Below are 13,937 nucleotides of genomic sequence, written 5' to 3' on the forward strand. Positions count from 1 at the left end.
ACCTGTCGTCCTCGGGCCCGGATCAATTGCGCAATTGGCTCGCCGTCCTCGCCGTCCTCGCCGTCCTCGCCGTCCTCGCCGTCAGTCCCTAGAGCGGCTAGGGCCCGCGGTGTCGGCCGAACGGCTGGGAGCTCTCCGAGTCGGCGGCGCGCGGCAGCTCTGGCGCTGACGCCGCAACGCGTGACTGTAGAGGCGGGGGCCCCATCTTCAGTTGAGGTGCGGAATGCACCGGGGTCGTGACGGTGCGGCGTTATGCCCGCGGCTGACTTCGTCGCCTTGACCATCATGGTCTGGGCACACGAACGAGGTGGCGCGGTCGGAGCACAACCAATCAACATCGGTGTGGCGGTTCCCCGCCCCGATGTGGACTGCCGCGATGTCTGCACTGACGTGGGGTGGCCGGAGCTGGGTGGCGTGAACCAGTGCGTAGGCGGGCACGGCCGTCAAGGGTCCGATCGGGCATCGCAATCTTCTTGGCCGGGGCGCCCGAAGTGCGGTCGCGCGAGTCGGCACCGGAGCGGGTGGAGCTGCATGCAGCGGCGCCCGTACTAGCGGAGCCTTGCCGGAGTCCAGCAAATCCCAGCGCCGAGCACCACTGCTCGACCGACGCGATCAGCTCGGCGCGGCTTGAAGGGCTTGTGCCGCTGCTCGACGGCGCACTCGTGACCTGGTGGTCAGTCCTACCCCAATGCGGCTGGCCCTCATGACCAAGGTCTAAGAAGGCTAGCCTTGCACCACCTGAGTGGCTCCAACATCGCTCAAAGTGCATCGCCAGCTACAGTGTGTGCGGTACTGTACGAGGGTGGTGCACAATCCGGGACGCGATGTACGGCGCCGCGTGGTTAGCATCGACGGGCTTCGAGGCCTCGCTGCCCTATCCGTCGTAGCCTTCCACTACACCTCGTGGTACGGCGAGTTATACGCCGAGGACAGCTCGCGCAGCGTCGTCGACTGGTCATACGGACGCTACGGCGTTCACCTCTTCTTCATCATCAGCGGGTTCGTCATATTCGAGACTAGCCAGCGTTGTGAGCGTTTGCGCGACTTCGTCCTCTCCCGGGTCCTGCGCCTTTTCCCCCTTTACTGGGCCTGCGTACTCATTACGTGGACGGTTGTCACGGCGTTCGGCCCAGACGATCGAGCGGTTAGTGCTATCGATATGCTCGTCAATCTGACCATGTTTCATAGTTGGTTCGGAACTCCCCACGTTGATGGCGTATACTGGACTCTGGCAGTGGAGATGAGTTTCTACTTCATAATTGCGGCCGCCATGGCAGCTAAGTCGCTTCAGGGGCGGCGCTTGGTGCTGCTCCTCAGCACTTGGCTTGTGGCCAGCCGACTCCTTCATGTCGATGTACTTGGCCAGATCCCCGGTCACCACTACCTGCAGATGCTCCTGGCGGCTGACTATAGTCACCTCTTTATCGCCGGAATATGTCTCCATGTCGGCTGGCGTGACAGACATACGCCGTGGACGATCGCTGGGTTGAGTGCTTGCTTGGTCGTGGCCGTTCTGGAAGGCGGGGCCTATGAGGGGGCTGTGACTTTGGGGCTTGTGCTCGTCCTCGTGGGAGCTGTGCACGGCTGGTTTGGCGTGCTCTCTTGGAAACCACTGCAGGTACTGGGCTTGAGCTCCTACGCCCTTTACCTGATCCATCAGAATATCGGCTACGCAGCCCTATCGTCGCTAGAAAAGGATTTGGAGACTCCTGCGTCGCTCTCGGTGATGGTTGTGATGATGTGCGCTGTAGCGGTTGCGCATGTTCTGACGACTTACTGGGATGAGCCCATTCGAAAGTCGCTTACGAGGCGCGCATGCCTCCGGCACTATGTCCGCCCGGCGGGGCGAACTGAGTCCAGGTACGGGAACGCGCACCGTCGGTCTCGCGATGCCTCGAACACGCTGTAGTAGTCGGTCGGACCTTGTAGCCGCGCCGGCAGTGTCGGGCAAGGCTCTCGAAGGAACCTTCGCCGTGGTCAGGCGGCTCGTTAGCTAGACCGACTTGGCGCCACTACACTGCCCGCGACAGGCGGCACACCCCACCCCGCCCTATCCATCGGCGGCGGAAGGTTTCATCACATCTGCTGATGCTCCTGCCAGGCGGCCCCGGACGACTTGAGTGTGGGGGATTCTCTGTACCACCCCCACGTCTACATCCTTGGTGCTGGTCTGACTCGGTCTTGTGCGCCAGATTAGTGGCGCTTTCTGCTCGAGCCTCGCGATTCCATAGCGCCTTCCTGAGCTATGGCAGCGTCGTGCTTCTTGGCAGAACTGGAGCACAAGATGTAGAGCGTGGCGTAGGAGGCCAAGTAGCCGACTGAAAGCGCCGCGACGGCTACGGTGGGGGGCGCCCCAAGGATCGCGCACAGTGTCGGCGCCCCGGCAGTCAGTGCTAGCCGGCCGGCGTCCCAGCCGAGTTGCGCGCCTTGGCGTTCCAGAGCCAACAGCGTGGGCGAGATCGGCGATACGGCGAGTTGAGCGGCATAGCCCACTGCTAGCAGCTGCGCGTAGCGCCCACTCTCCTCCCATGGCGCACCAAAGATGAATGCGAAGAGATCAGGCCCGAACGCCAGTATCGCACTGGTAGGGATCAAGGACACGAAAATGAGCCGGACAACCGCGGCCCGGAGGGCGACCTGAAGGCCACCGGCCTTAGAGCGCAACTTGGCAGTAAGGTCGCCCTGGTAGACCTGAGCCACCGATCGGCCCAATAGTGCAAGCGGAGCGGCCAAGACGCGAACAGTGAGGCCGACCAAACCAACAACAGCCTGCCCGTAGAACACACTTAGTAGTATTAGGGGCACGTGTAACCCCGCGGCATTCAGCAGCGCTGACCACGAGGCAGTCATTGGAAACCGGCGGTACCTTTTCACTGCTGTCCACATGTCCGCACAGCTAGGTCTCGGCTGACGAAGCAGCCCGTCTCGCGACGCGAGGCCGCCTGAGGCTGCCAGTTGTCCAGCAACTACTCCAAAGAGCAAGCCAACTGGGCGCAGCGCCAACGCGCCTGTGGCCACTTGTATTCCTGCAGTGGTCACCCCGTGGGCAAATGCACGACTGCCTAAGGCCTTGTAATGCTGTAAACGCACGAGCCAGCCGGTGAGGATCTGGCTCGCTGCCGTCGCGAAGACGCCGATGCTCAAGAGCCACCACAGTGAGGCAATGCTTTCAGCGCGCAGCGCGTGGGCCGCTGCGTCGCCCACCGCCAGCCACGCGACGGCGACAAGGGCGGAGAAGCCGAAGGCTGTCACGATCGCCGCCCACGCCAAGGCGGTCGCGACGCGGTTCGCTGTAGGCAGCGGTATGGCAGCTTCTAGTCGTCCCGAAGCCACCGAAGCCAGCATGGCAACCATGGCCGTGAAAACTGTAAGAACGCCGAAGTCTGCCGGCTCGAACAGGCGCGCAAGGATGGGAGATGCGAGAAGCCCGACTCCTTGACCAAAGGCCGATCCAAGAACGACCGCCATAAGGCCGCGGCGAAGTGGGCGCGAAGAACCTCGCCTACTTGATGCCTTGTATGAGAGGAATCGTCTCACAGTTTGACCTCGACGTTCAGCACCGGTGTGGTGGGGGTGGGCAGTCGCGCTAGCGCTGGGCGTGCTGTGACAAGTGCGCCCAGCTCGACTGGACCATATCGTGTCGGCCAAATCACGCGCGCCAACTGAGGGGCTGCTGGATACGGTGCGCGGGGGTTCTCGGACCGCATCGTGTGGACACCGGGGAACGCCGGTTGGCTCTTACCATGCGTCTCAGCGACCTGCCCACATCGCGAACGGTCGCGTGGGTTTGCATGCTGGCACGCCCTCCCACATGAGTGCGTTGGTGGCCATCCCGTTCACCCGACCTTCGGCTATGGCTGCGGCACCGACGCGTCCTGAAACGATCTGTTGCGTGTTGACGTATTCGTGTACGCATAGCCATAGAAACTGCAACCTGCTCACCCAAAATGCCGAGAACCGGCGCATATCCGGCCGGAATACCATGGACACCAGTTGGGACGCGCCGCGGTCGATAAGCGTGGCGCGCCCCGGTTCTGTAACGCCCCGAGTTGCGACTTGCTCCCGTGCGGACTGCTTCTGTGTGTGTGTTGGGGGGGGGGGGATCTTGCCGACCTCGCTCGGGGTGATGAGTCCGTGCGCGCCGCGCAGTCCTCGGTTGATTCGCCTGTTGACCTAGTCGGCCGTGGCTTACTCGACGTCGGAGGCGATCGCACGCGCCCGGCGCTGGGTGACTCGCTCGGTACTGAACAGGCGTCATGCTCTTGATCAGCGGGTTGTCGTAGGCGTCTCCCGTCGAGCCGACCGAGGGCGCGACACCTTCTTAGAGCCAGGGGCTCGGTAGACCGCTGCGCGGTGTATCACCTGCCGGCGTCGGGTGATCTATCAACTCGCCGGGCCGACCACAGGTGCTCGCGGGTGCGTTGCCACAGCGCCATCCGCAGCGGCGTCAGCACCAGGTCGGTCATCTCGGTCGTGGTGAACCGCCCCGGGATTGACGGAGGCATTGAAGCCACGGAAGGGTGGAGCAGTGCCAGCACCGAAGAAGTACCCCGACGAGTTGCGTGAGCGGGCCGTGCGCATGGTATTCGATATCCGCGAGTAGACCCGGCAGCGCAAGGGCGCACTCGCCCGGGTCGCCCAGCAGCTGGGCATCAACCCAGAGACGCTGCGCAACTGGGTCAACCAGGTCGAAATTGAAGTGTCGCCCGCGGACCGGCACCTCCAGCGGACCGGACACCTCCAAACTTGGCAGCAGCCAGGAGGAGGCTCCGGCTGGGGAGGGTCAGCAAGTACTCGGAGGAGTTCCGCCGGCAGGCGGCGATGCTCGTCGTCGACGGCGGCCGCGGAGTCCGCGGATATCGCCCGTGAACTGGACGTCAACCACGAGGCGCTGCGGAACTGGGTCGGCGCGCTCAAGCGTGAACGGGCCACGCCCGGCGGTCCGGTGAGCGGTGATGAGCGGGCCGTGCTGGCGCGGCTGCGTCGGCGTGTGGCCGAGCTGGAGCTCGAGAAAGAGATCTCGAGGAATGTCGCGGTCTTCTTCGCCAGGGAGACGGGGTGGTGAGCCGAGGCGAGGTCTTCGGCCTCATCGCCGCGGAGGAGGCCACCTGCGTTGCGCGCCGTCTCCGCCGCGTGCTGGGCTTGTTAAAGGGCGCCTTCTGCGACTGGCGCGCTCGCGGTGGCGGCCCGACCGCCGCCGAGGTCGAGGAGGCCTACGCCATCGAGGCCGTGCGGAAGCACTGGGCCGAGCATCGCCGGGTCTACGGTGTCCGGCGGCTGACCGCCGAGGTCCGCCACCGGGGGCATCGGTGGAACCGCAATCGGGTGGCCCGGCTGATGCGCGCCGGCGGTATGGAGGGAGTCCACCGTCGCTGGCGCGGCAAGTGCAGGCGCCTCAGCGGATCGACCGCAACCGCCCACGGACCTGGTAGAGCGAATCTTCACCGCGTCCGCACCCGATCGGCTGTGGGTCGCTGACATCACCTACCTGCGCACGTGGGAAGGGGTCCTCTACCTGGCGGTCGCCGTCGATGCCTGCAGCGGCGTGGTCGGCTGGGCGATGGCCGACCACCTGCGCACCGAGTTGGTCCTCGACGCCGTCGGGATGGCGGTGTTCGGTCGCAAGCCCGAACCCGGGCTGGTTCACCACAGCGTTTGAGGTAGCCAGTACACCTCCTACCAGTTCGGCAAGACGCTGCGAACCTTGGGACTGCTGGCCTCGATGGGGCAGGTCGCGGCAGCGTTCGACAACGCGATGGCCGAGTCGTTCTTCGCCACGTTAAGGCCGAACTCGTCTACCGGCGGGCCTGGCCCACCCGGCACGAACTGGAGGGAGAGGTCTTCAGCTACATCGAGGCTTCTACAACCCGCGGCGCCGGCACAGCCGACTGGACAACCTCAGACCGACGGCATACGAACAGCTCCTCAAGGAGCAGATAACACAGAATGAGGTGTCCGCCTGACGGGGGCACTTCAAGATCGACGGCGGCGTGCGGCCGGGGACCTCGACCGATGACCGCAAGCGAATCGCCGAGCTCGAGCCGATCTGCCGGGCGCTGACCGCCGCCGGCGCCAAGATCGCCCCGAGCACCTACTACGCGCACCATGCCCGGCCACCCTGGGCCCGGGCCGTCGCCGACGCCCAGCTCAAAGCCCAGTCGCCCGGGTGCACGAGGCCAACCTGGACGTCTACGGCGTCCGCAAGTTCTGGCGGGCACTCAACCGCGAAGGTGTCCCAATCGCGCGCTGCCGGGTCGAGCGGCTGATGCGCGAACTCGGGCTGGCCGGCGCGGTGCGGGGCAAGGTCAAGCGCACCACCGTGCCGGCCGACGCGGCTGCCCGCCCCGGTGATCTGGTCGACCGGAACTTCACCGCGCCGGCGCCAAACCGGCTGTGGGTAGCCGACCTGACCTACGTCGCGACCTGGTCCGGGTTCGTCTACGTCGCCTCCGTCATGGACGTCTACTCGCGGCGGATCGTCGGCTGGCGCGCCTCCACCTCGCTGCGGGCGGACCTGGCGCTCGACGCCCTCGAGCAGGGCCTGTGGCCCCGGGCCCGCAACGGCCCGGGGCCACAGGCCCTGGGCCCGCAACGGCCCGGGACGTGACCGGCCGGGCCCACCACTCCGACCGCGGCGTGCAGTACCTGGCCATCCGCTACACCGAACGCCTCGACGCCGCGGGCGCCGTCCGTTCGGTGCAGCGAGGGCGACTCCTACGACAACGCCGCACCCGAGTCCCTCATCGGCCTCTACAAGACCGAAATGATCCGCCGCCGCGGCCCCTGGCGGGGCCTCGACGACGTCGAACTGGCCACCCTCGAGTACGTCGACTGGTTCAACCACCGACGCCTGCACGGCGCCTGCGGGAACATCCCACCAATCGAGTACGAGAACAACCACTACCGTCCAATCGCCGGCCTCACCGAGGACCAACCGGCAGAACCCAGCCTCCACTGAACCCGCGGCGGTTCAGAAACCTGAGGAGCTCCAGCCCTGGAACCGCGCAGCTGGCGACGTTGACGTAGCAAAGAGTGGCCAGGCGTGGCCCGGTGACAGCAGCCACCACGGCGGCCAACTGCTCACTGCGCCAACTCGCCTCTCAGCGCGCTTGACGCCTCATGAACCTCTGGTGAACCTCGTTCGCACCGCAGGTCACACTAGTGCCGACCTGGGGCCGCTCGATGACGGATCAGGCATCCGTCGTGTGACACTTCGGCCGTGAGGTTGGGCCTGGCGCGGTGGGTGCTCGTTCTGCTTGTGGTGACGCAGGTCCTGCCATGGGCTATGGTTCGTGTCCCTGTGCTTGCAGCAAGTCTGGCTGCAATGGCGCTGATGGTCGTTCTTGACGTCCAGCCCGGAAAGGAATCGGGGGGGGCGCGTCTCCCGTGGGCCGCGACCCTGTTCGTAGCTTGGTGCATACTGACCGTCTTTTGGTCGATTGACGCACGCGAGTCCGCGCTCTTTGCTGCTCAGATGGTCGGTCTCTTCGTGGCCGCCTGCCATGTCGCCCACAGACTCCCGCTTGAGCAGCTGCACGATGGCGTCGGAGCAGGGATGAAGCTGCTGCTAGCCAGTAGTGCGGCGGCTGAAGTGATTGCGGGCCTTGGCTTCCCCTTGCATGAGGTCTCGCCTGGAACGGTCGGCGCTCAAGGCCTTATGGCGAACCCGAACCTGCTTGCTTTCGCCTCGGTCATGGCAACCGTGACGATTGTGACGCTACCGCGCCAGGCGTTCCGTCACAGCGTCAACAAACTTGTGTGGGTGGGTCTAGCCGCAATCCTCGTCTACCTGAGCCAATCGGATGGCGGCCTGATCTACCTCGTGGCTGCCGCTTCTTTCGCATCGGCACTATGGGTAACCCGCGGCGGCAGTGACCTCGGTCCTCTCGCCCTTGTCGCGGCCTTGTTGCCGCTCCCTCTGATCCTGGTGCCGGGCGTGCGGCAGTTTCTTCTTGACCTGGTTGGCGTCTCCGAGAACCTCACACTATCCGGGAGGACGCGCATATGGCAGGTGAGTGTCGAAGCGATTGGGAGCCGACCATGGGGGGGGTATGGAATTGGTGCTCTTCAGAACAGGGACTCGGCTCCCACTAATGCGATCTTGAACGTTTGGCAAAGTCTCGACCTAGCGAACTTCAACGCCCATAACGGTTTCTTAGACGTTGCATTGCAGGTGGGGCTACCAGGCGTTGTGCTTCTAGTCTTGTTGATTGGCGTCGCCTTGGCTTCTTACCTGCGCTGTCATCGCCAGACCTCGGCCGCAGTCTGGGGCAGCCTTAGCCTGCTCACGCTCATCGCTTACAACATGACCGAAGCCCGACTCGTCACCCCTCCTTGGGCGTGGCTCCTCCTAGTACTCCTGGCGGCAAAGGCGGTTTACATACTTCCGCGACCGAGGGCTCCTTTCTGGAAGCCTCCCGGGTCGGAATGGGCGGGAGGCCCATCGTCCCGTCCTCAAGCGAGATTCAAGACGGGGTAGTGAGTGCAGCGCGAGCGAGGACAGAGAATGCCACTCAAGCTCGTCGGGGAGGTGTCGGTGGTCGGGTGGCTGGTGTAGATCTGTCGAAAAGCTTCGTTGCGGGCAAGGTACGTGTGCGCCCAGGGTCGCTGTTCGGAGGCTCTCTCGCGGACTAGGCGCCGAGGTGTCCCCCCTTCTGCGCCCAGTGCCATACCCTAGTAGCCGGCTGCGGTATTCTTCGACCGCAATGACGCCACATCGTGTGCTGGCTCATCGCTTATCGCTCAGTCCTCTGGGTGGTTAGGCGTCTCATTGTTTCCCAGTTTCGCCAGTCCGTCGGAAGGTCATCCCAGTGTCCGTCTTACATGTAGCAGGAGCACGCCCGAACTTTCCGAAGGCCTCCCCAGTCATCAAGGCTCTCGACCAGCGCCAGGTGCGACAGCGGCTCGTGCACACCGGGCAGCACTACGACGAGCGGATGTCCGACGTCTTTCTCAGGCAGCTAGGCTTGCCCGAGCCGGACGTCAACCTAGGGGTCGGGTCGGGCAGTCACGCCGAGCAGACGGCGGCCATCATGGTGCGGCTTGAGCAGCTATTTCTGGAAGAGAGACCGTCGCTTGTCGTTGTCTACGGTGACGTCAACTCGACCGTGGCCGCGGCGCTGGTAGCGGCGAAGTTGCTCATTCCGATCGCCCATGTCGAGGCTGGCCTGCGCAGCTTTGACCGAACCATGCCCGAAGAAGTCAACAGGGTCGTCACGGACCGCCTCTCCGACCTACTGCTGGCGACCAGTGCCGACGCCATCGCGCACCTGGCGCACGAGGGCGTCCCGGCTGAACGAGTACACCTTGTTGGAAACCCCATGATCGACACGCTTCTCGCCAATCGTGACCGATTCAGTGCCGAGGGCATGCGACGGGACCTCGGGCTCGACGGCTCGTACGTCGCCGCGACGCTGCACCGGCCGGGCAACGTCGACAACCCGACGGACGTTGCGGAGCTCGTCGAGGCCCTACACGCCGTCGCGGACCAGCTGCAGATCGTCCTGCCCCTGCATCCGCGGGGCCGAGTTCAGTTGGCCGCGCACGGCTTGTTCAACCACCCGCAGGTCCGCGTGATTGACCCCCTCGGCTACGTCGAGTTTATGGGCTTAATTTCGGGCGCGGATGCGGTCGTCACGGATTCTGGCGGCGTACAAGAGGAGACGACGGTGCTGGGAATTCCATGCCTTACTGTGCGCCCCAACACCGAGCGGCCAGTCACGATCACCCACGGAACCAACAGACTTGTCACCCGCGCGGGTTTGCCTACCGCTGTGGCTGATGTCCTTCGCGACGGGCGCGCCGATACTTGGCCCGTCCCGCCACTGTGGGACGGCAAGGCTGGACCGCGGATAGCAGATGTCATCGTGTCGTACCTGGCTCGTTACCGCTGACAGCAAATACCGGACGCGCGCGCGCCCGGCCGCATGGACAAGACACGGGGAGAAGAAGAATGAACGCGTCCGATACCGCGGTCATGCGCTCGGCAGCAGCGAAGAGTGGCGAGGCGCAGACGGTCGTCGTCGTGGGCCTTGGCTACGTCGGGCTGCCGCTGGTGGTTGAGATGGTCCGCACGGGTCACCGGGTCATCGGCCTCGACCGTGACGCTGCGATTGTCGCCAGCCTTGAGGGCGGTTTCTCGCACATCGATGACATCGACGACATCACCGTCAAGGAAATCGTCGACGCTGGGTTCCAGCCGACTACCAATCCCTCCTGCATCGCCGAGGCCGAGACGGTCGTCGTTTGTGTTCCCACGCCGCTCTCCAAGGACGGCGCTCCAGACCTCGGCGCGGTCGAGGGCGTCGGGCGCATGTTGGGGGATCGGCTGACCGCCGACACCCTTGTTGTGCTCGAGTCGACCACCTACCCGGGTACGACCGAGGAGTTTTTTCAACCGCTCCTCGAAGCTGGGGGGCTAAAGGTCGGCGCCGAGATCAACCTCGCGTTCTCTCCTGAGCGCGTCGATCCGGGCAATAAGGTCTATGGGATCAAGAACACGCCCAAGGTCGTCGGCGGTGTGACAGGGGCCTGCACGCAGCGGGCCGTGGACTTCTACGCCAGCTTCATCGACACTGTTGTGCCGGCCAAGGGCACCCGTGAGGCCGAAATGGCCAAGCTGCTGGAGAACACCTACCGGCACATCAACATCGCTCTGGTCAACGAGATGGCGCGGTTCTCTCACGAGCTCGGCATCGATCTCTGGAACGTCATCGAGTGCGCCAAGACTAAGCCGTTCGGCTTCCAGGCGTTCTACCCTGGCCCCGGTGTGGGCGGCCACTGCATACCGATCGATCCCAACTATCTGTCGCACACCGTTCAGGCGCGGCTGCGGTACCCGTTTCGCTTCGTGGAGCTGGCGCAGGAGGTCAACGCCGGCATGCCGACCTACGTCGCTCGTCGAATTCAGGACCGGCTCAACGACGAGGGCAGAGCCGTCCGCGGTTCGAAGGTGCTGCTGCTCGGCGTCACCTACAAGGCGAACATCGCCGACGAGCGCGAATCGCCAGCCGTTCCGCTGGCCTTGAAGCTGATCGACATGGGCGCTGACCTCCGTTTCCACGACCCCTACGTGACGGTTTGGAACGCGGCTGAGCACGGGGACCCGGAACACCTGATTAAGGGTGAGAGTGATCTGCGCCTGGCGATGCAGAAGGCCGATCTTGTTGTCCTCCTGCAGGCCCATGATGAGTACCTGGACGGCGCGCTGGACGGCATGCGTGTCTTCGACACGCGCGGTGTGCTTACCGGGGACGGTGTCGACCGACTTTGAGGTGATTCGGAGCGCCCAAGCTCATGTCTGGGGCGTCACTGCACCAGCGGGACACGTGTGACTAAGAGATCTGCTATTGCTGTCGAGCCCCCGATGGAAGCGACGTTGCGCGACTACCGTCGCCATGTACGTCCAAAGCGCGGAACCGGGGGACCAGTGGGCAGGCACAGAACTGTGGCGTCGACCGACGTCCTCGGTCCAGGCGACCTCGATGAGGTCGTCGAGCATGGACCGCAGCCCACAGACCATCAGCGGCGGCTGCGAAAGGCACTGCTTGCCCTCGGCGTCAGCGTTCTCGTCCTGGTCCTCTTGGCGGCCGGAGGCGCTTGGTACGTAACCGACCGCTATGCGGGGAACCTCGAGCGAGTCGATGCCTTCGCTGGACTGGACGACTCTCAGCGGCCAGCACCCGCCACCTCGGCGGTTGCCGGCCAGTCCCCGCTCACGTTTCTGGTCGTTGGCTCGGATACCCGTGCCGGCGTGTCGGAAGGGGAGGCGCCCGGCGGTCGTTCCGACGTCATGATGCTGGTCCGCATCACCGGTGATCGGCAGAGCGCGCAGGTCATGTCCCTGCCGCGCGACTCGTGGGTGGACATCCCAGGGTACGGACCGAGCAAGCTGAATGCCGCCTACGCATATGGCGGGCCCGGCCTGCTCGTGCAGACCGTCGAGTCACTCACCGGTGTACGCATCGATCACTACGCCGCCATCGACTTCGAGGGCTTCGTCGACATGACCAACGCCCTCGGCGGGGTCGACGTCCAGGTGGCCGAAACCATCACCAACGGCCCGTACACGTACGAGGCCGGGCCCAACCACCTCGCCGGCGAGGAAGCCCTGCACTACGTGCGGCAGCGCTACGGGCTCTCCGGTGGGGACTTCGACCGGGTGAAGCGCCAGCAGGCGTACCTGCGATCGATGTTCGCCAAGGTGTCGGAACAGAATGTGCTGACCGATGTCGGTGCACTGGACGGCTTCCTCGTGGCGCTGACCGACGCCATGGCGGTCGACGAGACGCTGACCAACACGGCACTGCTCGACATGGCGTACGACCTGCGGTTCCTGCGCCCAGGAGCGGTCACCTTCCTTACCGCGCCGGTAGCAGGCACCGGTCGGGAAGGGGCCCAGAGCGTCGTCTACCTCGACGCCGGCCGCTCGGAGCAGATGTGGCGGTATCTGCGGGAGGACTCTCTGACGCAGCACGTTGGCGAGTTCGCCGTCGACGCCCTGCCTGCCGTTCCGAACTAAAGCTAGGCCGGCACCGGCGGCAGGCGGTCGACGCGGACGGTCTGCTGCCGGGCGCCGCCGATCTGCCGGCTGACCGCCATCAGGACGGTGCGCAGGGCCGCCGCGATCTCGTCGACGACCTGGGTGTGCAGCTCTGCCCCGCCGTCGATCGGATCCTCGACACCGGCGGACGAGTGGCCCCGGTGCAGACCGCGCACCTCCATCAGGGCCTCGGCCAGCGCCTTACCGCGCTTCTCCGGGACCACCCCTGCCAGGCGGTGTGTCGGCAGCTCGGCGCACAAGGCTGCCGCCTCCAACAGGGTGAAGGTCTTCCGCAGGCACCGGGGGTCCAACGCAAGCGCCGCCTCCCGGTGCTCGACGCTCATCCCGAGCACCACGTCCGCCCACGCCAGATCCGCCGCGGACAACCTGCGGGCGATATGGTCCTCGGCCGTCAACCCGCGCTGCTCGAGGGCGGCGACGGTGAGGGGGTGCGCCGCCCGCCCGGCGGGCGCGCGAGTGCCTGCGCTGCGTGCCTCCACGGTGAGACCCAGATGACCCGCCGGCCACGCGCCCGCGAGCACGGCGGCTGCCGCCGAGCGGCAGATGTTGCCGGTGCAGACGAACAGCAACCTCATGAGCAAGTGTTCGGCAGCGAACCAGCGCACCTTGAGCGGGTGCCTCGCAACGCGCGCCTTGGCACGGATCGACCCACTGCGCCCTGGCGTCGCTGCGGGCCCTGGGAAAGGGCGGGAGACTGGCTGTGATGTCACCTGCCTCCGCCGGTTCGGCGTTCACCGTCTTGCTGGTCTGCACGGGCAACATCTGCCGTTCCGCGCTGGCCGAGCGGCTCGGCCGGGCCTATCTCGACGACCGGCTCGGTGAGCGGGCATCCGACGTCCAGCTGGTCAGTGCCGGGACGCATGCCGTCGTCGGATCGGCCATGCATCCGGACAGCGCGTTGGTCCTCCGTGGATACGGCGCCGAACCCGGCGGCTTCCGTGCTCGCCAACTGGACGAGGTCATCGCCGGAGGCGCGGATCTGGTCCTCACGATGACCCGTGCCCACCGTGCCGCGCTCCTCGAGCGCGCTCCTCGCGCTCTCCAGCGCAGCTTTACCCTGCGCGAGGCCGCGGCCCTCCTGTCGGCCGTGACCGAGCATCCGCAGGGTCCGGATCTCCCCGGAAGCGCCCGCGCCTTGGTCGCCGCGATGGCGCGTGCGCGTGGACGTCGGTCGAGCGGCGAGGACGACGACATCCGTGACCCCATCGGGATGCCCGTAGAGGTGCACGAGGAGGTCGGCGAGCTGATCGCCGCCACACTTCTGGTCGTCCTCGATCGCTTGGCCGCCCTTGCGGAAGACCACCAGAACACGGCGTCTGCCGTCGACGCTGCGACGTGGAGCGGGGAGGCGCTTCGGGTCGTGCGGTGACCTGCG

The 13,937-nt window shown here is 65.5% G+C and carries 12 protein-coding genes and 2 pseudogenes; 11 read left to right on the plus strand and 3 right to left on the minus strand.

The features are described 5' to 3' along the window. Positions 1-838 precede the first annotated feature (838 nt). Positions 839-1,909 (plus strand): acyltransferase family protein, encoded by a 1,071-nt coding sequence (locus tag ACI8AP_RS05575; protein ID WP_456588346.1) that lies wholly within the window; start codon positions 839-841, stop codon positions 1,907-1,909. A 284-nt stretch (positions 1,910-2,193) separates the two neighbouring features. On the opposite strand, the gene ACI8AP_RS05580 is transcribed toward ACI8AP_RS05575, so the two are convergent. Continuing rightward, on the minus strand, positions 2,194-3,468 hold the full coding sequence (locus tag ACI8AP_RS05580) for a lipopolysaccharide biosynthesis protein (protein ID WP_456588347.1): 1,275 nt from the start codon (positions 3,466-3,468) through the stop codon (positions 2,194-2,196). An 890-nt stretch (positions 3,469-4,358) separates the two neighbouring features. Beyond that, the gene (locus ACI8AP_RS05585; RefSeq protein ID WP_456588348.1) at positions 4,359-4,505 is read right to left on the minus strand and encodes a hypothetical protein; all 147 of its coding nucleotides are present in this window, start codon (positions 4,503-4,505) and stop codon (positions 4,359-4,361) included. A 128-nt stretch (positions 4,506-4,633) separates the two neighbouring features. On the opposite strand from ACI8AP_RS05585, the pseudogene ACI8AP_RS05590 reads away from it, so the two are divergent. The 9 genes and pseudogenes from ACI8AP_RS05590 to ACI8AP_RS05630 form a co-directional block, all read left to right on the plus strand. Beyond that, positions 4,634-4,702, plus strand: a pseudogene (locus ACI8AP_RS05590) (transposase); the annotation flags it as partial. After that, on the plus strand, positions 4,700-5,065 hold the full coding sequence (locus ACI8AP_RS05595) for a transposase (protein ID WP_456588423.1): 366 nt from the start codon (positions 4,700-4,702) through the stop codon (positions 5,063-5,065). The pseudogene ACI8AP_RS05590 and the gene ACI8AP_RS05595, both read left to right, overlap by 3 nt. 68 nt (positions 5,066-5,133) lie before the next feature. Beyond that, the gene (locus ACI8AP_RS05600) at positions 5,134-5,478 is read left to right on the plus strand and encodes an IS3 family transposase (protein WP_456588424.1); all 345 of its coding nucleotides are present in this window, start codon (positions 5,134-5,136) and stop codon (positions 5,476-5,478) included. Continuing rightward, positions 5,438-5,659 carry a DDE-type integrase/transposase/recombinase gene (locus ACI8AP_RS05605; RefSeq protein WP_456588425.1) on the plus strand — a complete coding sequence of 74 codons (222 nt, stop codon included), beginning with the start codon at positions 5,438-5,440 and terminating at the stop codon, positions 5,657-5,659. Before ACI8AP_RS05600 ends, ACI8AP_RS05605 begins: the two co-directional genes overlap by 41 nt. Positions 5,660-5,984: 325 nt before the next feature. Next, positions 5,985-6,958 (plus strand): annotated as a pseudogene (locus tag ACI8AP_RS05610) (IS3 family transposase); the annotation flags it as partial. Positions 6,959-7,219: 261 nt separating this feature from the next. Further along, positions 7,220-8,479, plus strand: coding sequence for an O-antigen ligase family protein (locus ACI8AP_RS05615; RefSeq protein ID WP_456588349.1), 1,260 nt, complete (start codon positions 7,220-7,222; stop codon positions 8,477-8,479). A 331-nt stretch (positions 8,480-8,810) separates the two neighbouring features. Beyond that, a complete protein-coding gene (gene wecB, locus ACI8AP_RS05620; RefSeq protein WP_456588350.1) occupies positions 8,811-9,893 on the plus strand; it encodes a non-hydrolyzing UDP-N-acetylglucosamine 2-epimerase in 1,083 nt (360 codons plus the stop codon). Between the two features lie 59 nt (positions 9,894-9,952). Continuing rightward, positions 9,953-11,272, plus strand: a complete 1,320-nt coding sequence (locus ACI8AP_RS05625) for a nucleotide sugar dehydrogenase (protein ID WP_456588351.1) — start codon at positions 9,953-9,955, stop codon at positions 11,270-11,272. A 174-nt stretch (positions 11,273-11,446) separates the two neighbouring features. After that, positions 11,447-12,520, plus strand: a complete 1,074-nt coding sequence (locus ACI8AP_RS05630; RefSeq protein ID WP_456588352.1) for an LCP family protein — start codon at positions 11,447-11,449, stop codon at positions 12,518-12,520. Positions 12,521-12,522: 2 nt separating this feature from the next. Here the strand turns inward: ACI8AP_RS05630 and ACI8AP_RS05635 are convergent, their stop codons facing one another. Beyond that, positions 12,523-13,137, minus strand: a complete 615-nt coding sequence (locus ACI8AP_RS05635; protein ID WP_456588353.1) for an arsenate reductase/protein-tyrosine-phosphatase family protein — start codon at positions 13,135-13,137, stop codon at positions 12,523-12,525. A 128-nt stretch (positions 13,138-13,265) separates the two neighbouring features. Here ACI8AP_RS05635 and ACI8AP_RS05640 point away from each other — a divergent pair, with 128 nt between their 5' ends. Further along, the gene (locus ACI8AP_RS05640; protein ID WP_456588354.1) at positions 13,266-13,931 is read left to right on the plus strand and encodes an arsenate reductase/protein-tyrosine-phosphatase family protein; all 666 of its coding nucleotides are present in this window, start codon (positions 13,266-13,268) and stop codon (positions 13,929-13,931) included. Positions 13,932-13,937 lie beyond the last annotated feature (6 nt).

The sequence above is a fragment of the Blastococcus sp. SYSU DS1021 genome, assembly GCF_054050995.1.

What these genes read in the sequence shown, in the direction of transcription:
- ACI8AP_RS05580 (WP_456588347.1), bottom strand. Translation starts at nt 3,468, where the DNA reads ATGGCGGTCGTTCTTGGATCGGCCTTTGGTCAAGGAGTCGGGCTTCTC.
- ACI8AP_RS05635 (WP_456588353.1), bottom strand. Translation starts at nt 13,137, where the DNA reads ATGAGGTTGCTGTTCGTCTGCACCGGCAACATCTGCCGCTCGGCGGCA.
- ACI8AP_RS05625 (WP_456588351.1), top strand. Translation starts at nt 9,953, where the DNA reads ATGAACGCGTCCGATACCGCGGTCATGCGCTCGGCAGCAGCGAAGAGT.
- ACI8AP_RS05585 (WP_456588348.1), bottom strand. Translation starts at nt 4,505, where the DNA reads ATGCCTCCGTCAATCCCGGGGCGGTTCACCACGACCGAGATGACCGAC.
- ACI8AP_RS05640 (WP_456588354.1), top strand. Translation starts at nt 13,266, where the DNA reads ATGTCACCTGCCTCCGCCGGTTCGGCGTTCACCGTCTTGCTGGTCTGC.